This is a genomic window from Pseudomonas sp. TE3911, assembly GCF_054062775.1.
This window is the reverse complement of sequence record NZ_JBSSFP010000001.1, coordinates 1,217,821-1,243,455: the sequence shown is the minus strand read 5'-3', so window position 1 is coordinate 1,243,455 and position 25,635 is coordinate 1,217,821. Positions and strand designations below refer to the sequence as shown.

The 25,635-nt window shown below is 61.5% G+C and carries 23 protein-coding genes and 1 pseudogene; 5 read left to right on the top strand and 19 right to left on the bottom strand.

All coding sequences use genetic code 11. The annotated features are described in order from the left end of the window. The first annotated feature begins 93 nt into the window (after positions 1-93). The 4 genes from ACVWXD_RS05760 to ACVWXD_RS05745 all read left to right on the top strand — a co-directional run bounded on the left by ACVWXD_RS05760 (position 94) and on the right by ACVWXD_RS05745 (position 2,615). Positions 94-1,008: an NAD synthetase gene (locus ACVWXD_RS05760; RefSeq protein WP_457370768.1), complete on the top strand. Its 915-nt coding sequence runs from the start codon at positions 94-96 to the stop codon at positions 1,006-1,008. Then, positions 1,005-1,580, top strand: coding sequence for a hypothetical protein (locus ACVWXD_RS05755; RefSeq protein ID WP_457370767.1), 576 nt, complete (start codon positions 1,005-1,007; stop codon positions 1,578-1,580). Before ACVWXD_RS05760 ends, ACVWXD_RS05755 begins: the two co-directional genes overlap by 4 nt. 106 nt (positions 1,581-1,686) lie before the next feature. Continuing rightward, the gene (locus ACVWXD_RS05750; protein ID WP_457370766.1) at positions 1,687-2,061 is read left to right on the top strand and encodes a hypothetical protein; all 375 of its coding nucleotides are present in this window, start codon (positions 1,687-1,689) and stop codon (positions 2,059-2,061) included. After that, positions 2,058-2,615 (top strand): hypothetical protein, encoded by a 558-nt coding sequence (locus ACVWXD_RS05745; RefSeq protein ID WP_457370765.1) that lies wholly within the window; start codon positions 2,058-2,060, stop codon positions 2,613-2,615. Before ACVWXD_RS05750 ends, ACVWXD_RS05745 begins: the two co-directional genes overlap by 4 nt. Positions 2,616-2,618: 3 nt before the next feature. Here ACVWXD_RS05745 and ACVWXD_RS05740 read toward each other — a convergent pair whose 3' ends face one another. The 19 genes and pseudogenes from ACVWXD_RS05740 to ACVWXD_RS05650 all read right to left on the bottom strand — a co-directional run bounded on the left by ACVWXD_RS05740 (position 2,619) and on the right by ACVWXD_RS05650 (position 22,348). After that, positions 2,619-3,953 (bottom strand): LLM class flavin-dependent oxidoreductase, encoded by a 1,335-nt coding sequence (locus ACVWXD_RS05740; protein ID WP_260368156.1) that lies wholly within the window; start codon positions 3,951-3,953, stop codon positions 2,619-2,621. Positions 3,954-4,112: 159 nt separating this feature from the next. After that, positions 4,113-4,535 carry a RidA family protein gene (locus ACVWXD_RS05735; protein ID WP_260368155.1) on the bottom strand — a complete coding sequence of 141 codons (423 nt, stop codon included), beginning with the start codon at positions 4,533-4,535 and terminating at the stop codon, positions 4,113-4,115. A gap of 11 nt (positions 4,536-4,546) precedes the next feature. Next, positions 4,547-6,130 carry a flavin monoamine oxidase family protein gene (locus ACVWXD_RS05730; RefSeq protein WP_401380184.1) on the bottom strand — a complete coding sequence of 528 codons (1,584 nt, stop codon included), beginning with the start codon at positions 6,128-6,130 and terminating at the stop codon, positions 4,547-4,549. A gap of 12 nt (positions 6,131-6,142) precedes the next feature. Continuing rightward, positions 6,143-7,066: an ABC transporter substrate-binding protein gene (locus ACVWXD_RS05725; RefSeq protein WP_032887252.1), complete on the bottom strand. Its 924-nt coding sequence runs from the start codon at positions 7,064-7,066 to the stop codon at positions 6,143-6,145. Between the two features lie 18 nt (positions 7,067-7,084). Next, positions 7,085-7,858 (bottom strand): amino acid ABC transporter ATP-binding protein, encoded by a 774-nt coding sequence (locus tag ACVWXD_RS05720; RefSeq protein ID WP_032887251.1) that lies wholly within the window; start codon positions 7,856-7,858, stop codon positions 7,085-7,087. After that, the gene (locus ACVWXD_RS05715) at positions 7,851-8,816 is read right to left on the bottom strand and encodes an amino acid ABC transporter permease (protein WP_032887249.1); all 966 of its coding nucleotides are present in this window, start codon (positions 8,814-8,816) and stop codon (positions 7,851-7,853) included. The genes ACVWXD_RS05720 and ACVWXD_RS05715 overlap by 8 nt, the downstream gene beginning before the upstream one ends. A 16-nt stretch (positions 8,817-8,832) precedes the next feature. After that, positions 8,833-11,226, bottom strand: coding sequence for a TonB-dependent receptor plug domain-containing protein (locus ACVWXD_RS05710; protein ID WP_457370764.1), 2,394 nt, complete (start codon positions 11,224-11,226; stop codon positions 8,833-8,835). 926 nt (positions 11,227-12,152) lie between these two features. Beyond that, positions 12,153-14,373 (bottom strand): annotated as a pseudogene (gspD, locus tag ACVWXD_RS05705) (type II secretion system secretin GspD). Next, on the bottom strand, positions 14,370-14,894 hold the full coding sequence (locus ACVWXD_RS05700; protein ID WP_099600901.1) for a general secretion pathway protein GspN: 525 nt from the start codon (positions 14,892-14,894) through the stop codon (positions 14,370-14,372). The pseudogene gspD and the gene ACVWXD_RS05700 overlap by 4 nt, the downstream one beginning before the upstream one ends. Beyond that, positions 14,891-15,502, bottom strand: coding sequence for a type II secretion system protein GspM (gene gspM / locus ACVWXD_RS05695; RefSeq protein ID WP_095185613.1), 612 nt, complete (start codon positions 15,500-15,502; stop codon positions 14,891-14,893). The genes ACVWXD_RS05700 and gspM overlap by 4 nt, the downstream gene beginning before the upstream one ends. Beyond that, positions 15,477-16,520: a PilN domain-containing protein gene (locus tag ACVWXD_RS05690; RefSeq protein ID WP_095185612.1), complete on the bottom strand. Its 1,044-nt coding sequence runs from the start codon at positions 16,518-16,520 to the stop codon at positions 15,477-15,479. The genes gspM and ACVWXD_RS05690 overlap by 26 nt, the downstream gene beginning before the upstream one ends. Next, a complete protein-coding gene (locus tag ACVWXD_RS05685) occupies positions 16,517-17,242 on the bottom strand; it encodes a general secretion pathway protein GspK (protein WP_099600900.1) in 726 nt (241 codons plus the stop codon). Before ACVWXD_RS05685 ends, ACVWXD_RS05690 begins: the two co-directional genes overlap by 4 nt. Next, positions 17,239-17,868 carry a prepilin-type N-terminal cleavage/methylation domain-containing protein gene (locus tag ACVWXD_RS05680; RefSeq protein WP_401380192.1) on the bottom strand — a complete coding sequence of 210 codons (630 nt, stop codon included), beginning with the start codon at positions 17,866-17,868 and terminating at the stop codon, positions 17,239-17,241. Before ACVWXD_RS05680 ends, ACVWXD_RS05685 begins: the two co-directional genes overlap by 4 nt. Then, a complete protein-coding gene (locus tag ACVWXD_RS05675) occupies positions 17,865-18,227 on the bottom strand; it encodes a type II secretion system protein (protein WP_181644329.1) in 363 nt (120 codons plus the stop codon). Before ACVWXD_RS05675 ends, ACVWXD_RS05680 begins: the two co-directional genes overlap by 4 nt. Further along, complete coding sequence (locus ACVWXD_RS05670; protein WP_032887238.1) at positions 18,224-18,655, bottom strand: prepilin-type N-terminal cleavage/methylation domain-containing protein; 432 nt, start codon at positions 18,653-18,655, stop codon at positions 18,224-18,226. Before ACVWXD_RS05670 ends, ACVWXD_RS05675 begins: the two co-directional genes overlap by 4 nt. 9 nt (positions 18,656-18,664) lie before the next feature. Continuing rightward, positions 18,665-19,081: a type II secretion system major pseudopilin GspG gene (gspG, locus tag ACVWXD_RS05665; RefSeq protein WP_095185610.1), complete on the bottom strand. Its 417-nt coding sequence runs from the start codon at positions 19,079-19,081 to the stop codon at positions 18,665-18,667. Positions 19,082-19,101: 20 nt separating this feature from the next. Then, on the bottom strand, positions 19,102-20,304 hold the full coding sequence (gspF, locus tag ACVWXD_RS05660) for a type II secretion system inner membrane protein GspF (protein ID WP_032887236.1): 1,203 nt from the start codon (positions 20,302-20,304) through the stop codon (positions 19,102-19,104). Next, a complete protein-coding gene (gene gspE / locus ACVWXD_RS05655; RefSeq protein ID WP_095185609.1) occupies positions 20,301-22,031 on the bottom strand; it encodes a type II secretion system ATPase GspE in 1,731 nt (576 codons plus the stop codon). Before gspE ends, gspF begins: the two co-directional genes overlap by 4 nt. Positions 22,032-22,123: 92 nt before the next feature. Continuing rightward, positions 22,124-22,348: a hypothetical protein gene (locus tag ACVWXD_RS05650; RefSeq protein WP_032887233.1), complete on the bottom strand. Its 225-nt coding sequence runs from the start codon at positions 22,346-22,348 to the stop codon at positions 22,124-22,126. Between the two features lie 488 nt (positions 22,349-22,836). Here ACVWXD_RS05650 and ACVWXD_RS05645 point away from each other — a divergent pair, with 488 nt between their 5' ends. Continuing rightward, the gene (locus tag ACVWXD_RS05645; RefSeq protein WP_032887232.1) at positions 22,837-25,590 is read left to right on the top strand and encodes a beta-glucosidase; all 2,754 of its coding nucleotides are present in this window, start codon (positions 22,837-22,839) and stop codon (positions 25,588-25,590) included. Positions 25,591-25,635: the final 45 nt, after the last annotated feature.

Here is a 25,635-nt window from a genome sequence, read left to right as displayed (position 1 = left end):
AGGACGTACCCGACTGTAAATGGCGAAGCTTCCGACATTCATCCCAGTTGCGGCGTATTTACTCTCTCAGCTCCCAAAAAAAGGAGTTAAGGAATGACGGCCGCTCTGTTCAAGGATGGATTCCCCTCAGCCCACCGCACCACACGCCAACGCATTGAAAGCAGCCTCGACCTGCGGCGGTTGTTCTTCGCCATAGACGCCGACCCGGCGTTGATTGGTGCGGGGGTGGTGTATATCGATGGGGAGTTCAACGTGGTGGTACTGCGAGAGTTCCAGGCGATTTGCAGCGTGCGGCCGATCAAAGTGGTGCTGCGGGAAGCGCCGAGGTATGTGGGGCCGGTGGAGTTCAAGCGGATGTTGGAGCATGAGCCTCGAGAGTCGGAATGGATGAGCGAGGCACTCATTACGGCCGTGACGTGTACAGGGGCGCTGCTGAGCTGGGTGGTGATCTGGAGTGGGTTTATGTTTATGCCATTCACTGCGGGAGCCAGTGCGGTGATCTCCTTTGTCGCCACAGGAGCTGCGGCTGCGAGTGCTGCGCAATGTCTTATCGGATTAGGCAGAACCGGTGTTGAAGCATTTAGCCCGCAAACGATAGATCGTCTCGACGGCGAGGATTGGTATCAAGCGACAGTCGCTGTACTGGACGGCATTGCACTACTAGGGGTGACTACATCCGCCCTAACGGCGGTAAAAACTATCAGCTTAAGTACGAAAGTCACGGGAAAACCCATTCAACAAGTGTTAAGAGGGCTTACCCGACAAGAACGAGTAAAACTCAACAACGAGCTGCTCAGAATCCAAGACCCGCGCTTGACCACAAAACTGCTCAAGCTGAAACAAGCCGCTGGAACCGCCACCAAACGCATCAGTGCGACAAACATGCAACAGGCCACCTCCAACCATATAAAAGATGTATTGGCTGCAACGCTTGGATTTTCAAGCAGTATGGCCTCGGGGAACGTTAAGACGCTCGCTATCGGCCTCTATGAGGAGTTCAAACAATGAAAAAACGGAGAGCGTTGAAAACCCTCGAGAAGTTAGGGTACGACAGTAGTAGCAGTAATTTTCCTGACTGGAAAACGATGACTGGAAAAGATCTCTATTACTCTATTTTTTATATAGAAGATCCACGACCACTGCTCAAACGCTATATGCCAGTCATCGGCGGCTGGATGCTTGCCGGGTGTTTTTCAATTGCCATGACCGGGGTGCTGATATTGGGCACTTATCTATCCGGAGCGCCTAAGGGTACGATGTTACGAAATTGGTTCTTTATCGGCTTAGCAATAAGCGCGGTGTTTTCTATTTCCCAGTTACAGGTGCTATACGGCCGCCCCCGCTGGGTCTGGATAAACGTCGCGATCTACCTCACCTGCCTGCTGGCATCCCTTCCCACCATCGCCTACAGCCCCAACACCTATCTCTACTCTATGACCCTCGTCGCCCCCCTGGTCGGTCTGCTGATCCTCAACAGCAACCGCTGCCGCGAACTGCGGCAAAAGTCGGTAGAGCTACGCCACAAACGTGAAGCCATCATCGCGACCCTGAAACAACAGGGCCGCTGGAAATGGTGGTAACCCTCAGGCCGCCTCGCTCCGCGCAGCCGTGTGCCGATTCACCGGCACCGGCAGCCCAAGATGCCCCCGCAAGGTGCTGTGGCTGAATGCATGGTATGACGCTGCAATGACTGTCCTGGATGGTGTGGCGTTGCTCGGCGTCACAAGCTCGGCGCTTGTAACGGTTAAAGCGGCTAACACTGCTACGCGCGTGACAGGAAAAAACCTGCGGCAAGTCCTTAGCGGTCTATCCCGACAAGAGCGGGCAAAACTGAACAACGAGTTGCTCAGAATCCGCGACCCACGCCTCACCACTCAGCTACTCAAGTTGGAACAGGCAGCAGGTCGGGCGTCCAAACGCATTAGCGCAACCGAAATGAAACAAGCCACCGCCAACCATATAAGAGATACCTTGGCAGCAACATTGGGGTTTACCAGCAGTGCAATGAACGGAAACGTCAAGACACTCGCAATCGGTCTATACGAAGAGGTGACCGAGTGAATAAGCGAAGAAAAACCAACAGTCTGAACAACCTTAAAAGCATAAACGACGGGAAAGGGATGACAGGAGAAGATACCTATCACTCAGAGCTCTTTATCGAAGATCCGCGCAAACTCCTAAGACGCTTCATGCCAATAATAGGCGCCGACCTTATTGCAGGATGCTTTTCAATAGGGTTGGTAACGCTGCTGGTCGCAATGACCTATTTTTCTGCACTTCCTATTCATACATCCACTAACGCATCCTTTATTGGCGGCATGGTAGTCGCCGCAGTTTTCGCCCTGGCCAAATACGAAGTGCTCTACGGCCGAATCCATTGGGTATGGATAAACGTCGCGATCTACCTCCTCTGCCTGCTGATATCCCTACCCGCCATCCTGTGGCGCCCCAACACCTATCTCTACGCACTGGCCCTACTCGGCCCACTTGTCGGTCTGCTGATCCTAAACAGCAACCGCTGCCGCGAACTGCGGCAAAAGTCGGTAGAGCTACGCCACAAACGCGAAGCCATCATCGCGACCCTGAAACAACAGGGCCGCTGGAAATGGTGGTAACCCTCAGGCCGCCTCGCTCCGCGCAGCCGTGTGCCGATTCACCGGCACCGGCAGCCCAAGATGCCCACGCAAGGTGCTGTGGCTGTACTCACTGCGAAATAACCCACGCTCACGCAACAACGGCAGCACCTGGTCGGTAAACCGCGCGAAGTCATCCGGTGCGCCCACGTGGATGTTGAAACCATCCACCGCACCTTCGACAAACCAGCGTTCGATCTCGTCGGCCACGGTCTTGGGCGAGCCAACAAAGCTGGAGAACGGCTTGGCAAAACGCAACGCCGCCTGGCGCAGGGTCAAGCCCTGATCACGGGCGACTTGCTTGATGTTTTCGGCATGGCCGCGATAGCCGTTGCTGCCCAGGTCGCCCAGCTCCGGGAAGGGTTCATCCAATGGGTATTGGCTGAAGTCGTGGTAGTTGAACGGCCGCCCCAGTTGCACCAGCGCTTTGTCCAGGTCCAGCTCGCCATTGCGCTCGCGGTCGATGGCCTGGGCCTGTTCGTCGGTGTCGGCAATGATCGGCGAAATGCCCGGCAGGATGGTCACGTGATCAGGGTTACGTCCGGCGGCAGCAGTCCGTTTTTTGATGTCGCTGTAATACGCCTGGGCGTCTTCGAAATTGCCCACGCCGGCAAAAATGCCTTCGGCGTAATTCGCTGCCAGGCTGCGGCCGGACTCGGAAATACCCGCCTGGAAAATCACCGGCTGGCCCTGGGCTGAACGCGCGATGTTCAACGGGCCGGTCACTGAGAAAAACTCGCCATGGTGGTCGAGGCGATGCTGGCGTTGCGGGTCGAGGAATACGCCGCTGGCCTTGTCGCGCACGAAGGCGTCGTCTTCATAGGAATCCCACAGCCCCTGCACCACGTTCAGGTGCTCGGCCGCGCGGCGGTAGCGCTCGGTGTGATCAATATGCTGCTCACGGCCAAAGTTGCCGGCCGCGCCTTCCAGGCCGGTGGTGACTACGTTCCAACCGGCGCGGCCGCTGCTGATCAGGTCCAGCGAGGCAAACTGGCGGGCGACGTTGAAGGGTTCGGTGTAGGACGTGGTCAGCGTAGCCACCAGGCCGATCTTCGACGTCGCACCGGCGATGGCCGAAAGCAGGGTCAGTGGCTCCAGACGGTTGAGGAAATGCGGCGCGGAATCCGGTGTGATGTAGGGGCTGTCGACGATGAAGACCAGATCGAATTTGGCCGCTTCTGCCTGTTGCGCCTGGGCACGGTACCAGTCGATATCGACACTGGCATCGCCGGGGATTTGTGGGTGCAGCCATTCGTTTTGCGCAGTGCCGACGCCGGTGAGGATGGCACCGAATTTGAGTTGCCGGGGTGAGGTGGACATAGGGATTTCTCCATAACGGACATGAGGACTGACTGGCAAAAAACGGATCCCACTGTGGGAGGGGGCTTGCCCCCGATGGTTGCGGGTCAGTCAAAGAGGCATCAACTTACACGCCCTCATCAAGGGCCAAGCCCCCTTCCACACGTTTAACCGCGTGAATCAGGCTGTGCGGGCAGCGATGGCTTCGACTTCAACCAACGCTCCGGGCAATGGCAGCGCGACGACTTGCAACGCCGTCCGTGCCGGTTTGTTCGGCTGCTCCGGCGTACCGAAGAACTGCGTATACCCACGCTGCAACCCGGCAAAATCCAGCTTGCCGTCGGTCTCTTCAGCCCCCACCAAAAACACCCGCAATTGCACGATATCGCCCAGATCCAGGTCCTGCTGCTGAAGAACCTTGCGCAGTTTGTTGAATACCGAAACCGTCTGTACTTCGGTGTTTCCATAGACCCCCGGCACCTGAGGATCGGCAGGGTCCGGCAAGGTCCCGCTGACAAAGATCAGGCTGGCGGACGCCGGCACGGTGACGGTCTGCGAGATCGGAAAATCGCCGACGCTGGTACGTTGAATGCTGTCGCTCATGGTGTGTCTCCTTAAGAGGCGGCGAGTGCCGCGACCTGTCGTTGTTGGGTTACCCGTTCGGCCAGTTGCGCGATCACATGCCGCGCCGAGTTGGCAGCCGATTCCTGCCAGATACCCACGCCGCTTTGCACCAGGCCGTCGCCGGCGAAGTACACACGGCCATGGCCGGCTTCGAGCAGGCTGCTTGCGTCAGCCGGGAAGTGTTCGCGTTGCAACCACGGGCCCTCGCTGTAGGGGATCTGTTCCCAGGTCACGGCCAGCGGGTTACGCAGGTGTTTGGAGAAACCGGGGTGCAGCAATTCAACCGCTTCTCTGGACGTGGCGTATTGCTCGGTGAAGGGTTTTGCGCCAAACGCATCGGCGCCCTCGCCGGTTACATAGCCGGCTACGAGCAGGCCTTCGCGGGTATTGAGGTCGTTGCTCGGGTACCACAACAGGCGCGCGGGGTGTTCGATCCACGACAGCCCGCCATAGGTGCGGTAGTCGGTTTCCCAGAAGCGCGGGGATTGCCACGCCACTTTGGTCGCCTGGTCGCTGCGGGTGCTGAGCAGCGCGGCTTTGATCGGGTCACTGAAGTCGGTATCGAGTTTGGCCAGCAACGGCAGCGGCAACGTCGAGATCAGGTAATCGGCACGCACCACCTGTTCGCGGCCACTGTGCCGGTCGTGATAGGTCACCGCCACGCCGTCCTCCAATTGGCGGATCTGACGCACCACGGCCCCCAACTGCACGTGATCACTCACCCGTTGATAGAACGCGTCGGTGATGCGGTCCATGCCGCCGACTGGTTGGAACATGGTCGCCGAAAACTCCGGAAACTCGGTGTGCAGCAATGCGCCCCACAGTTCCGGGTGCAGCAGTTGATCCAGCGACAACGGGCTGCGACTGGCCGGCAACGCGCCCGGATGGGCAGGAGACTCAAGGTGCCCCGAGCGAATCGTGCCCTCAAAGGCCAACTCTTGGGACAGGTCGCCGTACACCTGCAAAAACGCCAGCAACCGCGTGCGTTCCTCAGTACTCAGCACATCATCAAGGGCATCACGCTGCACGGCTTTGGCCAGCAGGCCGGACAAGTGCCCGCGCGCATCATTGATCGCCTGGCCAACGCTGAACGCCGGCTTTTGCACATCGGGCCTTACCTGGGCGCCATGGCTGCTGTTGACCAGCACTTCCAACGGCACGCCAAGCTCACTGCAATAGTCGAGGATCGTGCGGTGCTGGCTGGGAATACGGGCCGGGCCGGCGTTGAAGTAATGCCCTTGATCGAATGCCGCCGTTTGCGTGCGGCCATCCTTGTAGTCCACGCGGTCGCCATGGCGCAGGGTCCAGGTGCGCCCACCGACCCGCTCACGCGCCTCCAGCACTTGCACGTCAAACCCGGCGCGGGTCAGCTCCAAGGCGGTGACCAGACCGGCGATCCCGGCGCCCAACACCAGCACGCGGGTGCCTTGCCCCAAGCCTTCTTTGAGTTTCAACGGTTGCGGACGGCGGTGCGACGACGGCCCCAAACCTAATGCCGCCAGTGCATCCTTGACGGCTTTTTCGCCGCCTACCGCCGCTATGCTCGACAACGCTTCACGTCGTGTCAGTCCCATGTCGATTGCTCCTTAATCCGGCAGGCCCGGTGGGTTGATCAGCGACTTGTCGACGCGCTCCACATCCAGGCCCCAGCGTTGCAGCACCTGTTCGTATTGGCCGCCGGCAATCGCGCCTTCCAGGGCGGTGTGGATAGGCTTGACCAGGCCGTTGTCCTTGCGCGTGGTCACAGCGATGTCGGCCTGCAACGGCCAGCCACCGTTCACCGTGCCGACGCGCTTGATGCCCCCGGTGATCGCCGCCGAATAGGCGTACACCGAGTTAGGCCCGAACAGCGCATCGCTGCGCCCGGACTGCACCGCCAATTGCGCGGCGGCCTGGTCGTCGAAGTACTGCAACAGCGCGGGTTTGAGGCCGGCCTTTTCATTGGCTTCGTTCCAAGCCAGCAGGACTTTTTCCTGGTTGGTACCGGAGCCGACGATGATCTTCAGCCCAGCAATATCCGCAGCCTGTTTGATCTCAGAGATCTTGCTGGTGGTCTTGACGTAGAAGCCGAGCACGTCCTGGCGATAGGTGGCGAAGTCGAAACGCTTCTTGCGCGCCTCAGTCACGGTGACGTTGCTGATCACCGCGTCGTACTTGCCCGAGCTGACGCCCAGGGGCCAATCCTCCCAACTGGTCTGCACCACGTTGAGTTGCAGGCCAAGGCTGTCGGCCACCAATTGCGCGGTGTCGGCTTCGCTGCCGATGGTGGTTTTGTCGTCACTGGCCAGCAGCGCCAGGGGTGGTCCGGCCACGCCGGACACGGCCACGGTGAACTTGCCCGGCTGGGCGAACTTGAAACCCGGTGGGATCTGCGCGATGGCCGCCTCGTTGCGCGGCACATGAACGCGCACGCGGTCGGGGCTGAGGTCGACCTGTTGCACAGCAAATGCGCTTTGTGCGGTGCTGACGGCAAGCGCCAATAGGCCGATACGAGCGGTAGAGATAAACATGGGCAGTCACTCCGTTAACTAAAGCACTTTGCCGAGAAAGGCCACGGTGCGGGGATGTCGGGGTTGGCGGAAAATCTGTTCAGGCGGGCCTTCTTCGATCAGTTGGCCGTCGCAGAGAAACACCACGTGGTCGGCCACTTCACGGGCAAAGCCGATCTCATGGGTGACGATGACCAAGGTCACGCCCAGTTGGGTCAGGCCCTTGATCACGTCGAGGACTTCCCCCACCAACTCGGGGTCGAGGGCCGATGTGGGCTCGTCGAACAGCAGCACCTTCGGGTCCAGCGCCAGGGCACGGGCGATGGCGACGCGCTGTTGCTGACCGCCGGAAAGCTGGCGCGGATAAGCATCGACCTTGTCCGCCAGGCCGACCTTGGCCAACAGCTCTGCGGCCTTGGACTGCGCCTCAGCCTTACTCCAGCGTTTGTGGGCCAAAGGCGCTTCGGCGACGTTTTCCCAAGCGGTGAGGTGCGGGAACAGGTTGAAGTTCTGGAACACGAAGCCCACGTCGATACGGCGCTTGAGAATCTCCCGCTCCTTGAGTTCATACAGCAGGTCACCTTTGCGCCGATAACCGACGTATTCACCGTCGATGGTGATGTGCCCGCTGTCGATTTTCTCCAGGTGGTTGATGGTGCGCAGCAAGGTGGACTTGCCCGAGCCGGACGGCCCGAGAATTACCGTGACCTTGCCGGGGTCGATGGTCAGGTCGATGTCCTTGAGCACCTGCTGGCTGCCAAAGCGCTTGCCCACGCCCTGGATCTGGATACGTCCTGCACGCGCTTCACTCATGGGATTTCTCCTTGAGCCAACCGCGTATGCGCTGCAACGGCGTGGGCGGCAGCACCCTTGCCGTTCCCCGTGCGAAATGACGCTCGACGTAATATTGAGCACTGGTCAGCACGGTGGTGATGATCAGGTACCACACGGTGGCGACGATCAGCAGCGGGATCACCGCCTGGGTGCGGTTGTAGATGACCTGCACGGTGTAGAACAGCTCCGGCAGGGCCAGCACGTAGACGATGGACGTGCCCTTGACCAGGCCGATGATCTCGTTGAAGCCCGACGGCAGGATCGAGCGCAATGCCTGGGGCAGGATGATCCGGAAGATGCGGCGTGATGCAGGCAAACCGAGCGCCGCTGCCGCTTCATGCTGACCGGCGTCCACACCGATCAGGCCGCCGCGAATGATCTCCGCCGCGTAGGCCGCCTGCATCAGGCTCAAACCGAGAACCGCCGTGGTGAACTGGCTGAGCACGTCCACCGTCGACCACTCGGCAAACACCACGCTGGTGAACGGCACACCGAGCACAATGTGGTCATACAGGTAGGCAAAGTTGTACAGGATGATCAGCACCAGCAACGCCGGCATCGAACGGAAAAACCAGATATAGCCCCAGGCCAGGGCCGCCAAAAGCGGCGAGCCGGACAGTCGCGCCAGGGCCAGCGCCGTGCCGAGGATCACGCTGAACACCGTGCTCAACAGTGTCAGCAACAACGTTTGCCCGAGCCCGCGCAGCACCGACGGCGAGAAGAACCACTGGCCGAACACACCCCACTCCCACCGCGGGTTGGTGGCGAGGGAATGGGCGATCGCGAGCAGCACCAGAGCGGCGAAGATCGACCCGGCCCAACGCCACGGGTGCCGGGCAGGCACCACTTGCAGGGCTTTGATCGGTGGGGAGACACGGACCTGGCGAACCTCGCGGGGCTGGTCAATCAGGTCATAGGGTTTGGCAACAATAGGCATGGTTTATTCCTCGGCCTTAGAAGGCATAGGTCAAGCGGGTGTAGTAGTACCCGCCGGTGAATCCGTAGGGCGAATAGGTGCCGTAGCTGCTGACCATGGTGCTGCTGGGCACGCCTTGTTTCTTGGGGTAGACGTCGAACAGGTTTTTGGCGCCGATGGCCACGTTGAGGTCTTTGGTGAGGTTGTAGCCAAGGTCGAGATCGGTGATCCATTTGGCCGCGTAGACCCGGTCGAGGCTGCGGTCGGCGGACACATTGACCTCCTTGTAGGAGCCGTAGCGGGTCAGGGCCAGGTTGAGGTTGAAGCGATCGATGCTCCAGTCACCGCCCAGGATCAGCTTGGTGCTGGGCTGTACGCCGGTGATCAGGTTGCGTGCCTGGCGGTCCATCAGGTCGTAGGACGTGCCGAGGATCGTGGTGGACTCCTTGTAGTTGAGGATTTTGGTCTGGTTCCAGTTGAACGCTGCGGTCCACTTCAGCGCGCCGTACTGGCCCAGGTCCTGGCTGTAGTTGCCGACCAGGTCGAGGCCTTTGGTGCGGGTGTCGGCCCCGTTGATAAAGTATTGGCCGCCGGAGGTGGAAGTGATGCCGTTGCCTTGCAGCACCTGGGTGATTTCCGGGCCCAGCAAGGTGCCGGTCAGGGTGATGCGGTCGCGCAGGTTGATCACGTAGGCGTCGGCGGTGAAGCTCAGGCGGTCGGTGGGCGTGAGGGTGAAGCCGAGACTGAAGTTGGTCGAGCGCTCGGGTTTCAAATCCTGGGCGCCCAGGGCTTGGGCAGCCGCCGAACCGGTGGGCAGCACCCCGTAGTTGATCGACTGATACACCCCGTCCACCACGCCATAGGTGGTGGAACGCGCACTGAACAGGCTGTTGGCCAGGGACGGCGCGCGGAAGCCATTGCTCACCGTGGCGCGCACGGCGAACTGTGGAGTGAAATCGTAGCGAGTGGTCAACTTGCCGCTGCGGGTGGCGCCCACGCCCTGGTTGTAATGCTCGTAGCGAAACGCGGTGCCCACGTACCAGTCCGGCACCGGGTTGAAGCCCACATCGACGTAACTGGCCAGGCTGCTGCGCGAGGCGCTGCTTTCTTCATCCGGCGAAATACCGTTGGTGACCTGCGCCCCGCTTGATGCGCAATTGCCTGGGGCTACGCAGTAACCGCCGTTGGCATAAGACTCGTAATCACCGGCCTGCACCTCATAGGTATCGCGCCGATGCTCGAAGCCGTAACTCAGGTCGAGCGGCTTTTGCAGGCCGATATCGAAGCCGCGCTTGAAGTCGAGGTTGGTGGTCAGCTCGGTGCTGATCCAAGTGCCGGAGGTGAAGCTGTTCGGCGTGGCCTCGCCCAAAGACGGGTTCTGGTTATGGGTGGTGCCCTGCTCCGCTTCGTTGCGCCCGTAGGTGGTGGACAAATCCCAGTCCCACTCGCCGACGGTGCCCTTGCCGCCAAACGCAGCCTGGAAGTCGTCCTCATCGATGTACCAGGTCGGCGTGTAGCCGCCGGGGTAACCGTTAGGCCCGGTGGTGATGGTGTTGGTGATGGTCGGCAGGCGGAAATTCTGCCCCTGCTCGGCCTTGCGCCGTGAATAGGTGGTGAAGGAATACAGGCTGAAATCGTCGTCGATAGGCAACTCGGCGTTGTAGCCCAGGGTCAGCAGGTTGGTCTTCGGCGTGCCGTAGCCGCCATAAGTGGAACGGCCGGCTTGCTCATAGGCCTGTGCGTAGGTGTAGCCGTTGGCGCTGGCCTTGTTGTCATCGTTCTGGCTGCGGGCATCCAGTGCCAGTTGCACGATGCCGCCGTTGCCGATCTCAAAGCCTTTGTTGAGGCTTTGTTGCACGGTCTGTTTTTTGCCGTCATAGCCAAGGCCGGCATTGGTCACCGAAGTGCCGCTGGTGTCGGCCTTGAGGATCACGTTGATGACCCCGGCGATGGCATCGGAGCCGTACTGGGCAGCGGCGCCGTCACGCAACACTTCCACATGGTCGATGGCGCTGATGGGGATCAGGTCCAGGTCTGCCGGGGCGGCGCCGGTGTTGATGCCGTTGATATTCAGCGTGGCGGCGGTGTGGCGGCGCTTGCCATTGACCAGCACCAGCACTTCGGCGGCGCTCATGCCCCGCAGGTTCGGCGCGCGGGCAATGCCGCTGGCGTCCCAACCGGTTTTTTCCGGCAGGGTCAGCGATGGGATCACCGCACTCAACGCCTCCATCAAACCCGGCTTGCCGGTGCTTTGCAGTTGCTTGGCGCTGACCACATCGATCGGCACCGGACTGCTGGTGACCGTGCGCTGCTCAGCACCACGGTTGCCGGTGACCACCACGGTGGACAAGGTGCTGTCGTCCTGGGCATGGGCGGTGTTGGCCAGAATTGCCAGGGCCAGGATGGCGGTGGGTTTTGACGTTTGCTTCATAGGCGTGCCTGTATTTCCAAATCGCGAAGTCGGGCAGTCACGCGGCGATGCGCGGTGCTCGGTTTTATGGGGCTATTGCGGCGATTTGGGGTTAGGGCGACTGCGGGGATTGAATTGGCAACATACGTTGAACTCACTTCCAACGATTCTGCTGCGGGGGATGATCACCCGGTTATGGCGCGCAGAATCTTGATTACGCTGGGTACCATCCGAGGTCAGGGGTAGGCTGTTGCGATCAAACATAACGGAATGGGTTTTGAAAATATAATGCTGTTTTGATATAAGCTAATATTCTCTAATTTCATTATTTATTAATTACTTTATTCATAATAATGATGTTTTTTTGGGTGCGAGGGGTTAGGTGGATTGGGGGGATATCCGTTGTTGGAGTAACGGCGGGTTATTGGTTCCGCCCTTAAGGCGCGTCACTTTGGAAAAGAGCCGGAATGTCGGCCCATCCCAAAGTAACCAAGGACTCTTGCCCAGCACTCGGCACCTCGCCTAGGCTCGGTGTGCGGCCAGCGTGTTTGACGGGGCGCCTAAGATAAAGATCAAAAGCAGATCAAAAGCAGAACAGCAGGCTAGGACCTATCTGTCTGGTCTACGGAGATCAAACTGTGGGAGGGGGCTTGCTCCCGATGGCGGTATGTCAGCCAACAGAGCTGTAACTGAACCACTGCAATCGGGAGCAAGTCGAATCGTCGCACCGCCCCTCCCACATTTGGAATGCGGTCGGCTCTGAGGCCGCCGCGACCTTGCTTTTGATCTGGAATCGCCCCGTCAACCACGCTGGCCGGCATTCCGGCCTTTACAAAAGTGACCCGCTGTAAGAGCGGAACCACAAGCCGCTATTACCTGAATAACGGATATGTACACCGACAACCCGTAGATCCGAAGCAAGCCCCACATCAACCACATACCCAGACCTACCGAGCCGGCCGCAACAACTGCATCTGCTGCCGATAATCATCCGTCACCTGCCGCGCCTGACTACTGCTGGTAATCACCCTAGGCGTAATCAACACAATCAACTCCGTCCGATCCTTGGACTTGCTCGTATTCCCAAACAACCACCGCAACCCCGGGATCTTTCCAAGGTAAGGCACCGCACTCACCGACTCGGCGTTGTCCTGCTTGATCAACCCGCCCAGCAACACCGTCTGCCCACTCTGCACCGCCACTTGGGTGGACACCGACCGCGTGGAAATACGCGGATTAGTAGGCGTGTCGCTGTTTACTCGACGCCTGATCCTGCGCATCACTGACCTGCTGCTGAATATCCATGTACACCAATCCACCCGGATTGATCCGCGGCACCACGTCGAGGATCACCCCGGTCTGCACATATTCAACACTGCTCAAGGTGGTATCCGAGGTACCCGTGTTAACCGTGGTCTGGCTGATGGGAATGTTGTCCCCCACCTGAATCTGCGCTGGCTGGTTATTCATCACCACCAGCGACGGCGCCGACAGCACTTGGGTGCGACCGTTGGTTTCCAATGCATGCAGCGCCACTTGCAGGTTGGTGCTGACGAAGGAGTAGAACAACGAATCCGCGCCTAGCCCAGCACCGCCACCCCCCAACGCGCCTTGGCTGCCGGAGGCATTGGCCACAGTGGTGCTGGTGGAATTGCCCGCCAGGCGCCCCAGGTACCACTGCACGCCAAGGTCCAGTTCACCGGTGAGTTTGACTTCGAGAATGCGCGTCTCGATCTGCACTTGCAGCGGTGGATTGTCGAGACGTTTGATCGCCGATTCGATCTCTTTCCACTGCACCGGCCGGGTGCGGACCAGCAGTTGGTTACTGCTTTTTTGCGCGGTGATCCGGGTGCCGGCGTCGAGGCTTTTGGCCGGGGCGTCTTCGGTCGCGCCCTGCTCGGCGGTGTCCTGCTCGACTTCGGGCTCCTGCTCCTCATCCTCTGCGGCGGGTTGGTTGCCATTGAGATTGTTGCTCAGGCCACCCGGCGTGCTGCCGGACGTGCTGTTGGTGCCCGGCGACGACAATGTTGCCGTGCGCAAACCGGGGGCGACTTTGGCCGGGGTATCGTCCTTGATCGCGCCTGTGCCGTAGATCTGCCGCAGGTACTTGGCCAGGTCGGTGGCCTTCATGTTGCGCACGTCATACACATACATCTGCGGCTCGTTGCCGCCGCCTTCGTCGATGGTGTGGATCCAGTCGCCGACTTCACTGAGGTACTGCGGCTGCGACGAAATCGCCACCACCGAGTTGGTCCGCTCGATAGGCAGAAAGCGCACCATGCCCGCCAGGGGCATGCCGCTGTCGGGGCCGAACATCTTTTGCAGTTCGGGCATCAGTTCGGCCACCGAGGCGCGTTGCAGGCCGAACACGCCCACCGACATGCCCTTGAGCCAGTCCACGTCAAAGGTGTCGATGGTGTCCTGGTAATTGGCCAGTTCTTCGGGGGTGCCGGCCAGGCTCAGCACATTGCGCGCCGGGTCCACCAGCAGGAAGGCATTTTCGCGGGCGAACGGCTTGAGCAGTTTCTGCATTTCGGTGGCGGAGATATAGCGCAGCGGAAACAACCGCGCCGACAGGCCACTGGACGGTTGCGACACGCGCATTTCGGGGACCAGTTTTCCCGCCACCGCCTGATTCGCCGGCAGGATCACATAACGACTGCCCTGCTTGATCATCGCGTTGTCGGTCCAGGACAGCAGGGTTTCCAGAATCGACAACGCCTGCTGCTTGTTCACCGGTTTGGAGGTGGAGAAGCTGACGTTGCCCTTCACGCCCTGAGCGATGCTGTAGTTCTCGTGCAGCAGATCGCCCATCACGCTGTTGATCACCGCTTCAATCGGCTGGTCGGCAAAGTTGAACACGATGTCGCCGCCGCCCTCCTCCTTCGCAGACGGTGCCGCAACCGGTTGCCGCACAAACTGTTGGTTGCCGCGAATCAGTTGGCGCTGGGGCGGCGTTTTTGTCTGGGGCTGGCCGCTGTCGACCGGCGCCTGTTCGCTGGCCGGGTCCACGGGCGGACGTTGCGAGCCGGTGCCCTGCATTGCTTCGTGCAGCAGGGCCTCGTCCGGGTCGAGGTGGTCGGGGAATGTCCCGCAGCCACCGAGGGCGACGGCGGTGGCCAGGCAAAATGCGGTGGTGCGCAAGGCGCCAGGGAAGGTATCGATCAAGGGGTGGACTCGCGAGGAAGGGTAATCGGCGGTGTGCTGGACGGCGGCGGCAAACGCAGGGCCCGCAGGCTCAGGGTTTGGCTGCGGCCGTCGAGTACGAAACGGGCGTCGCGGGGGGTCAGGTGCTCCAGGCGCCAGCCATTGGGCAGGGTCTGGTCCTGGTGGACTTTCAACGGGGGGCCGTCGGCGCGCTTGAGCAGCGCCACGCGCAGGTCACCGTCGAGGACGATGCCGGTCAGCGTGAGGCTCGACAGGCTGGAGACAGTGCCTTGGCCCACCGCGCGGTCGGGGCTGCGGTCGGGGCTGAACAACGGTGCCTGCCAGGTGCCGGCCAGGCTGTCCAGGGTTGCGCTCGGGGCCACCAGCACCTTGGCCGCAGCATTGGCGCGTGTGTCGGGCGCGGGCGGCGGCAACCACTGCGGCGCATCGCCGATGCTGCTGAGGATGCCGGCCATCAGCAGCCCCAATAGGCCGGCCACGCCGATCAAGCCCCACTCCAGGGGACGCAAGGTGCTGATCATCGGCGCACCTGCGCGGCGGCAGCCGGTTGCAGGTAGCCACGCACCAACAGGTGCACCACCAATTTGCCGGCGCCGCCACTGGCGGGTGCATCCGGGGCGCGGCGGATACTCATTTCATCGACAAACAAAAACGGTCGCTGGTACTCCAGTTCATGGAGGATCGCGGTTAAGGGCTCGATGGCGCAGTTGAGGGTCAGGCTGACTTTGACCTGGCGATAGGGCTCGGCATCGTCCTGCTCCGGGGTGATGGGCATGCGCTGGGTCAGGCTGCAGCCGCCACCGAGACCGGCGCGGCTATTGATCAGGTCGGCGATGCGCTGCATCAAATCGGCGGCCACCGCGCTGGGGTCATCGCCGGGCAACAGGCTGGTGCTGCTGGCCGGGTCCTGGCGCGCTTCTTCCAGTTGCTGGCGCAAGCTGTCGCCCTGGCGCAGCACGCCGGCGTAGCGTTGCTGCTGTTCGCGCAGCTGCTCGGCCTGTTCGCCCAGGGTACGCAACGGGCCGGCGAACCAGCTGTCGATCAACAGCCAATACGCGCCGCCGAGCACCAACGCGAGGACGATCAAGGCCGCGCCACGGCGTTCACGGGGTGTCAGTGGTCGGCGCATCGGCGGCCTCCTGGTGCAGGTGGGCGCGCAAGGAAAACTGATCCTTGCCGGTTTGCGCATCGGGTTGGATAACCCCTTCGAACTGAGCGTTTTCCAGGCTGCGGCAGTTCTTGATGCGGGTGATCAGGGCACTGGCCTTGGCGCTTTGCCCGGAGAAGGACACGTCGGCACCGTCGTTGACTTCCAACTGGTCGATCCAGGTGTCAGGCGGCAGGCAGGCGGTCAGTTCATTGAGCAATGCGGCCAAGGGCGGCTGCGCGGCCTTGCGGCGGATCAAGTACTGCGCGGCGCCCCGGGTGTTGAGCAGTTGCTGGCGCAGGGCCTGGACCTCGGCGACCTGGGCCTTTTGCGCACGCACGCTCTGTTGCATGGCGTCGAGCACGCGCTGGCGGTCGTTGAGCCACAGCACCATGGCGGCAATCAGTAAGGCGCCGCACAGCCACGGCAGACTGCGCTGCAAGCCCTTGCCCGCCGGGCGCTGGCGCGGACGCAACGGCGCCGGCAGCAGGTCGATGCCCATGGGCACGCCCGCGCGGTCGTATACGTCCACGGCGTGGGGTTGCAAGCCGAGTGCCGCGCAGTCATCGAGGATCTGGTCCAGACGCTCGCGCAGGATCGCCACCAGCGTCACCTGTAGATGGGCGGCCGTGCGGCGTTCCTGACGCGCGACAAAGTACAGCTGGGCGGCGTCGAACGGAGTGAAGCGGTCCAGTTCGTAACCGACGACCGTGGACAGGTTGCGTGCGGCGGCCACAGGCAATTGCAGGCTCTGCACCAACACGGCGTCCGGTGCCAGCAACAACACCTGGCGCGCCTCGCCGGTGAGCTTCACCACAGGCACAGTGATCGGCCACGGGTAGACGTGCTCGGGAATGTCATGGGGCAACAACCACCCCGGCAGGCAGCCACGCAGCTCCTTGAGCCACAGGCGCCAGCCTTGTTGCAGCAGGCTGCCGTGCCAGCGCCGGGCGAGCGGCTGCGTCAGCAGGTGCAGCCGCGCGGTTAAGTGTTCATTCATTCTTGCCAACGTAGTACTCGATAAGGTTGTGCGCTGCCTTGCGCGGGGCTCAATAACACCGTGGCTTGCAGCTCGGCGTGGTAACCGCCGGGGCGTTGGGCGCGGCTGCTGACCACCAGCACATCACCGGGGTCGGCACCCACCGCACTTTGGTGCGGCAGGTTCAAGGCACGGCGCATCAACGGGCTCGCGAACGCCGGATCGGGCCGATCCAGGCCGCTCCACAGGCTGATTTCCGGCACCAGCGCGCTGTACAAGGCCTGGGTCATGCCCGGCAGTTGTCGCACTTCTTCCACCACCCGAAACGGTGCAAGGCCCTGGTTGCGGCGCACTTCCAAGTCCCTGGCCAACTGCTTGGCCTGGGTCTGTGTGGCGCCGCAGGCCAGGGCCAAGCGGGCAAAATCCCCCACTTCGGCGCTGTTGAGGTACAACTTGCCGCGCTCGCTGCGCAGGCTCACGTGCAGTTGGGCGTCGTCGAACACCAGCGGGATTTCACGCCCGTCGGCAATCCACTGTTTGCGCTGTAACGGGTCGGCCACGGCTTGCATCGCCAGCGCCACGCCCGCCTCCGCCGCCAGCACGGCCTGGGTGTGCTGGCGATGCCACGCGGCCTGGCGCGTTTCCAGCTGTACCCAACCGGCCAGCCCGCCCAGCAACAAACTGAGCAAGGCCAGCACCCAGAGCACCAGCAGCAGGGCCACACCCCGTTGGTGCTTGATCATTCGGGCGCCCCGCCGGACAGGTTCAGGCGCAAAGCAACCACCTGGGGCACCCACGGCACCGGGCCGTCGACGCGGGCAGCAATCCGCACCGCGTAGGGCAGGCGTTTGGTCCACGGCCACTCACTGATCCAGCCGGTGGCCTGGCCCTTGGGCGACAAGCCGCGATAGCTGAATTGCAGGTCTTCGACGCCCTTGAGCAACACCTGTGGCTCGCTGCGTGACGCCGGCACGCTGACCTGCGCCAGGGACTCAAACCGCGCAAACGCCACCTGCAAATCACGCTGCGCCTCAGGGCCAGTCAGTTGCAGGGTGAAACGCTGAATGCCGCCACCGAGTACACCGGGCAAGGTCGCCACAAACTGCATGCGCTGCGGTCCGCCCGCGAAAAAACCATCGACCTGGCTGTCGTCCTCGGTCACATCCAGCGGTAACGCCTCGCTGATGGCGGTGCGCAAAAATTGCTGGGCAGCACGCATTTCATCCAGGCTGACCGTGTAGCGCTGGGCCTTGAGTACCGCGCGATTGGCACCGAGCAACGCGCCGCCGACCAGGGTCAGCAGCACCCCCAGCAGGCTGAGCACGATCATGATTTCGAGCAGGGTAAAGCCCTGCTGGCGCCGCTTCACAATCCAGCCCCGGCGGCGCGCAGTTTCAAGGTGCTGAAGCTCGCCTGGCGCGGGCCTTCGCTGACACTCAGGTCCAGGCGAAACAAATGCGCCTGGCCGATGCGGCTGGGCTGTTGGGCGATGCGCAGTTGCCAGGCGATGCCGTCCAGTTCGCCCTGGCGCGTGCCGCTCGCCAGAGGCCCGGTACCCTCCTGATCCATTACGCTCAAGGCGGCATGGGTAAGGCGGTCGCTATGGGCTACCTGCAACAACGAGCGCGCGCTCTGGCCGAAGGCGACCAGCAGCACCGTGCTACAGATCGCCATCAGCGTCAGCGCGGCGAGCATTTCCAACAGGGTAAAACCGCGCTGGTCCTTCATGGCAGGGCCTTGGACTGGACGCTGCCGGTCAGCCAGCCAATGTCGATGCGCCAACGTCGGCTGCCGTTGACCAGCAGCACGTTGCCGCCGGTGGAGCTGCCATCAGGATAGAAATCCACCGCCGAGCCCGCTTGCTCGGCGGTGTGCAGCGTTACCTGTAGCTCGGCGGGCCAGTGTTTTTTCGGGCGACCGGGCGCCTGGAAACTCAAGTCGCGCAAATCGAAGACGGTGCTTTCAGTGGTGCCACCGACAATCGCCCGGGCCCGCGTGCTGCGCAGCGCCTCGACGATCTGCCCGACCGCCTGGCGCTCTTTCGCCGCACGCAGGCCTTGTTGCAGGCCAAAACCGACCAACCCGGCCGCGATGCTGATCAAGACGATCACCACCAGCATCTCCAGCAGGGTAAAGCCGCGTTGGGCGTTGGGCATGGTCGTGGGTTATTCCCAGTTGCCCAGGTCGGCGCTGTAGCCTTCGCCGCCGGGTTGGCCGTCCTGGCCGTAGAAGATCAGGTCAAACGCGCCGTGCTCGCCAGGAAAGCGATAGCCAAAGGCATGGCCAAACGGGTCTTTGAGGTCCGACGGCTTGGCGTACGGCCCGGCCCAACCGGCGCTGTTGCCCGGTTTTTCGACCAGTTGCTGCAAGGTCTTGGGCGGTGAGCCGACATCCAGCCCGTAGCTTTCGATTTTCATCGAAAGGCTGGCCAGTTGCGCCTTGCCCGCGCCGTATTTGCCCTTGTCGACGTTACCGCCGACCTGGCGCACCACGATGGTCGCGACGATGCCCAGCAGTACGATCACGGCGAGCATTTCCAACAGGGTGAAACCGCTTTGGCGGCGTGCAGGTTTTGAGCGCATGGAGGTGGGTCCTTGAGGGTTCATATATTGCTGGTCAGGCTCATCAGCGGCAGCATGATCGCCAGCATGATCACCGCCACCAGCACCGCCATGACCACGGTCAGGGACGGCACCAGCGCAGCGAGCAAGCGGTCGATGCCGCGTTTGGCTTCAACGTCGAATACGTCGGCGACCTTGAGCAGCATGCTGTCCAGTTCGCCGGCCTGTTCGCCGACTTCAATCATTTGCAAGGCCAGGTCCGGCAGCAGCGGCTGCGAGCCAAAGGCACTCGCCAGGGTGCCGCCGCCCTTGACCGACTCGGCGGCCTGGGCGACTTGCGCTTGCAGGGCGCGGTTGGTGCAGACCTGCCGGGCGATGACCAGGGCTTGCAGCAGGGCCACGCCATTGCTCAGCAAGGTGCCCAAGGTGCGCGCCAGTCGGGCGGCTTCGACCCGTTGCAGCAGTGGGCCGATGAGGCGAATGCCCAACACGCGGCGATCGTATTTTTCGCGGCGCCGGGGGTCCCGCAGGCGAGCGACCAGGGTCCAGATCGTCACGATCAACCCGGCCAACACCGCCAAGCCGTAGGCACCCAGGAATTGGCCGAGATTCAGGATCACTTCAGTGATCAATGGGATCGGCACGCCCAAGTCTTTGAAGATCGGCACGAACTGCGGCACCACATAGGCCAGCAACAGCGCCAGTGAACCTAGTACGCCGACCACCAGAAACGCCGGATAGATCAACGCATTGATCACCTCGCCCCTTAACAGCTGGCTGCGCTCCAGATAGTCGCTGAGCTGACGCAGGGTGTTTTCCAGGGCACCACCCGCCTCGCCAGCACGCACCATGCTCAGGTACAGCGGCGAGAACTGGCTGCCCTCCTCTTCCAAGGCTTTGGACAAAGGCTGACCGGCTTTGACGCGCTCACGAATGCGCTCGATCAACGCGCGGGTCTGGGGCTGGCCGGGCTGTTTGAGCAAAATGCCCAGGGAGCGTTCCAACGGCTGTCCGGCGCCCAAAAGCGTGGCCAGTTGCTGGGTAAAACTGACCAACGCCGCGCCGTTCAACTGGCCGCGCCCAAGGGCGTTGCGCAGCCCTTGAGCGCCGGCCACATCAATGTGCAATAACAACAAACCGCGCTTGTGCAGCGCGGCGACGGCGGCATCCTGGTCCTTGGCTTCCAGGGTGCCATTTTGCGGCGTGCCCTGGCTGTCGAGGGCGCGGTATTTGAACAGGCTCACGTGCCCTCCCCTCGGGTAACGCGCAGCACTTCTTCCAGGGATGTAACCCCGGCTACGGCTTGGCGCAGGCCCTCTTCATGCAAGGTGCGCAGGCCGCCGCGACGGGCAGCCTGTTCCAGGGTGGCGGCGTCGGCCTGACGCATCAGCAGGCTGCGCAGTTCATCGTTCATCACCAACAATTCAGTGATTGCACTGCGGCCGTGGTAGCCGCCGCCGGGCGCGTCGGCGCGAGGGCGATAGAGCATGATCGGGCGCTGCTCGGTAAAACGATCCAGGCCATGTTCGGCGATCAATTCGGCCGGTGCTTCGAAGGCTTCTCGAGTAGCCGGATCAAGACGGCGCACCAGGCGTTGGGCGAGGATGCCGTTGACGGTCGAGGCGATCAGATAGCTCTCAACGCCCATGTCCAGCAAGCGCGTGATACTCGCCGCCGCACTGTTGGTGTGCAGGGTCGACAGCACCAAATGGCCGGTCAACGAGGACTGGATGGCGATGCGGCAGGTTTCCAGGTCGCGGATCTCGCCGATCATGATCACGTCCGGATCCTGACGCACGATGGAGCGCAGTGCGCCGGCAAAGTCGAGGCCGATGGCCGGTTTTACCTGGATCTGGTTGATGCCTTCGAGCTGGTACTCCACCGGATCTTCCACGGTGATGATCTTGCGCTCGGCGGTATTGAGCCGCGACAGCGCGGTGTACAGCGTGGTGGTCTTGCCCGAGCCAGTCGGACCGGTGACCAGCAGGATGCCGTGGGGGCGTTCGAGCACTTCGAGGAAGGTTTCCAGGCGCTGGCCATCGAAGCCCAGGCTCTGAAAATCGAACTGCACGGTCTGGCGGTCGAGCAAACGCATGACCACCGACTCGCCAAAACTGGTGGGCACGGTGGACACACGCAAGTCCAGTTCCTTGCCCTGGATGCGCAGCATGATGCGCCCGTCCTGGGGCAGGCGGCGTTCGGCGATGTCCAGGCGCGCCATGATCTTTACCCGCGAAATCACCGCCGCCGATGAACTGGACGGCGGCGCCTCCGCCTCGTGCAGCACGCCGTCGATGCGGTAGCGCACCTTGAGCTGATTTTCGAAGGGTTCGATATGGATGTCCGAGGCGCGATGTTCAACCGCGCGCTGCAGGATCAGGTTGACCAGGCGAATCACCGGCGCTTCGGAGGCCATGTCCTTGAGGTGTTCGATGTCTTCGAGCGCGCCGCCCTGTTCGTCGAGGTTTTCGATCAGGGTACCCATCGCCGAGCGGCCCTGGCCGTAGTAGCGCTCGATCAGGGTATCGACTTCATTGCGCGGGCCCACCGCCAGCCACACCGGCACACCGCAGGCATAAGCCATGGCCTGGAACGGATAAACCAACGCCGGGTTGGCCGCCAGCACCCGCAACCCGCCCTGGCTCCAGCCCACGGGCACCACTTGGTGATGGCGCATAAAACGCTCGGTCAGGGCCGGTAACGGGTCGAGCAACGGCGGCGCTGCGTCCGCCAGCAACAGCGGTGCGCCAAGCAGGTCTGCCCAGGCGCGGGCCAACTCCACTTCGGAGACCAGTCCCAGGCGGGTGAGCAGGCCGAGTAATTCGGTGTCGTCAGACTCCTGGGACAGGCGCCGGGCGCGCTCCAGGTCAACGGTTTTCAAGCCGGCGTGCTGCATCAGCCACGCGCAGACCTGTTCGGTGTGCGGGATGTGCATCTGGCAGGCGTTGATGGGCGTTGAGGGACTTGGCATGAGTAGCTATCTGAGGGGCGATGTTCTAAAGGGCTATTGGGAACCCCTGTGGGAGTGGGCTTTCCCCTCCCGCAGGGGGCCGCGTTTCGCCGTTAGTTCGAGGTCTTCGGCGCGGCCTGGCTGCCATTCAACGGTCGGCCACCCTTGGTCGTTTCAGCCTTCTGCTTCTTGGCAGCCTTGGCATCGTGGGACTGGGTCAACACGGTGGAATCGGCAGCGCCGGACTTGGCATCCGCGTCGGTGGCTTCAGCCGCAATGGCCGCGCCGCTCAATGCAACGCCCAGCACAAAACCGGCACCCAGCAGGGACTTTTTCATAAACATTCTCCAGATAAAAAACTGCGAAACGCTCACGTGGCGCCTTGAATCGGTTCAAGACCCTACAGCAAAGCGTTGTGTATGACAGCGTGTATAAAACATGGCCTTTTAGAACTACCGAGCAACGCCACTAGTTCGCCATGCCACCATCTATTTTCTTAAACCAATCGACTGGTAGGTTTAGTCTTAGTTCAAAATCGTAATGAAATATTTCTTATTTCACGCAAAAATTAGCTTTCGTTTGACTTATAACCGCAAGAATTGCCTTAATTATCACGTTTTCGCGGTTCAAAATGCCATCTAGTGATATCGCCAAGACATCATCCACAACAATAATTAACACAATTATTAAACTTACAGAATCTGCAAAACCCGCCAAGTAATTGCAATTAGCCATCGGTTAAACATTGCGATCAAGGCGAACTATTGCCCACGAAAAAGTGACGAGCGTCACCCTATTTTTACTAAACAGTTGTCGGAGAAACCCCATGAATAAACGCAAGATGATCGGTGCGCAGTCGGCGTTTGCCCTGCTGGCGCTGGCCGTGTCCCAGGTGCACGCGGCCACCAGCCCTGCCTTGGACGAAGGCCGGGTGAACCGTGCAGAAAAGGCCGCGGACAAAACCCTGGCGAAGATGACCATGGAAGAAAAACTCGCCTACATCGGCGGCACCGGTGGCTGGGACGTCAAGCCGCTGACCCAATACGGCATCCCACAGATCCACGGTGCCGACGGCGGCGTCGGTGTGCGCTACACCAGTGAAGGCAACGCCCAGGGCGTGGTCTACCCTTCCGGACCGAACCTGGCCGCCAGTTGGAACCCGCGCCGTGCCATCGACCTGGGTCGTGCACTGGGCTACGACACCGCCAGCGGCGGTTATCAGTTCGTCACCGGCCCCGGCGTGAACCTGTACCGCATGCCCTACAGTGGCCGTGCGTTCGAGTATCTGTCCGGTGAAGACCCGTTCCTCGGCGCCAGCCTGGGGCCGGCAGTGATCAACGGTATCCAGTCCCGTGGCGTGTGGGCCAACGCCAAGCATTTCGCGGCCAACGACCAGGAAAGCAATCGCTTCCACCTCGACGAAATCATCAGCGAGCGTGTGCTGCGCGAGATGACCCTGCCGCCCTTCGAGTCCGCCTCGAAGAACAGCAAGGTGGCGATGATGATGTGTGCGTTCCAGAAAGTGAACGGCGAGTTCGCCTGCCAGAACAAACACCTGATGCGCGACATCCTGAAGACCGAATGGGGCTATCCAGGCTTCGTGCAGAGTGACTACAACGCGGTGGTCAACGGCTTGCCGGCGGCGCAGGCCGGCACCGACCTGGACATGATGGGCTACCAGATGAACAGCACGGTGCTCAAGCCGTTCCTGGACAGCGGCGAGCTGAGCAGCGCGACCATCGATGACAAGGTGCGGCGCATCCTCAAGCAGATCTACCTGTACAAGTTCGACAGCAAAGCGCCGTTGACCAGCCACAACATGAACAGCGCCACCAGCAACCGCGTGGCCCTGAACGCGGCGCGCGAAGGCATCGTGTTGCTGAAAAACCAGAACAACCTGCTGCCTCTGGATGCCAAGAAGGTCAAGACCATCGCGGTGGTCGGCAACCTGGCCAAATACGCCCCGCCCACCGGTTTCGGCAGCGCGAATGTGATGGCGGCCAACTACATCAGCGAGCTGAGCGGCCTGCAGCAATTGGCGCCGGGTGCCAAGGTCGAGTTTATCGACGGCCTGTCCCTGGACCCGACGGCCTCCAACTGGACTCACACGGACAGCGACGGCAACAGTGTCAAAGGCGTGAAGACTGAGTTCTTCAACAACACCAACTGGTCCGGCGACCCGGCGGCCAGCCGCACCGATCGCCATGTCGACCTGGACTGGTCCACCGACAGCCTGCCGGTGAACGGCGATACGGCGGCCACTTCGATTCGCTACAGCGGCCAGATCACCCCGACCGTCAGCGGCGAACAGGTGTTCAAGATTCGCGCCGACGGTGCCGTGCGTCTCTACGTCAACGGCAAGAAAGTGCTGGATAACGGCGACGGCAAGCCGCTGCCCAACAACAGCATCCCACCGACCATTCCGGTATTCGCCAAGGTCAATCTTGAGGCTGGCAAAGCCGTCGACATCAAGCTGGAATACTCGCGCCGCAACGGCTACCTCTCGACCATGGGCGGTTTGGTGGGCGTGCAGATGAGCTGGGCCTCGCTGGTGGCGCCACAGGACCTGGCCAAGTACGACGCCGTGCTGGTGGCTGCGGGCAACAGCAATGAATACGAAGGTGAAGGCTTTGACCACAGCTTCGACCTGCCGGAGTTCCAGGGCCAACTGATCCAGAGCATCGCCAAGGTCAACCCCAATACTGTCGTCACCCTGCACGGCGGTACCGGGTTGAAAATGAGCGACTGGATCGACCAGGTACCGGCCGCATTGCATGCGTTCTACCCTGGGCAGAACGGCGGCCAAGCATTGGCGGAGATCCTGCTGGGCAAGGTCAACCCGTCGGCCAAGTTGCCAATCAGCATCGAGCGCAACATCGAAGACAACCCGATCTACGCGACCTTCCCCAAGTTCGACAACCAGGAAACCCTGGCTGAGATGAGCTACAAGGACGACCTGTTCCTGGGCTATCGCGGTTACGAGAAAAAAGGCATCAAGCCGCTCTACCCGTTCGGCTATGGCTTGTCGTACACCACCTTCGGCTACAGCAACATCAGCGTGACGCCAGGGGTTGCAGTTGCAGGGGCGCCGATCAAGGTGTCGTTCGACCTGGCCAACACCGGCAAGGTGGCGGGCGCCGAAGTCGCCGAGCTGTACGTGGGCCAGAACAATCCGAAAGTCGAGCGGGCGCTCAAGGAACTCAAGGGCTACAAGAAAGTGTTCTTGAAGCCGGGCGAGAGCAAGCGCGTGACCATCGAGCTTAACGATCGCTCGCTGGCCTACTACGACGTCAAGAGCAAGCAATGGGTGGTGGACGCCGACAGCTTCAACTTGTCGGTGGGCGCGTCGTCTCAGGACATTCGCCTGAACGCCAAGCTGGTCAACCCGTTCCGCCAGGAACTGTCGACGACCACCAGCAACCCGTTGCCGCGTTCAGCGCTCAATTCGACGTTGCGTGAGCTGCCACAGGTGAAGACTGGCGGTGTGCTGCATCAGAATGAAGGCGACAGCGGCACCAGTGAAGGTGATGGCTATGACATGAGCGATGACAGCAGCCAGGGCAGTGCTTCCGGTAACTGATCCCGACTCGGTCTAATGTGGGATGGGCAAGCCCCCTCCCACATT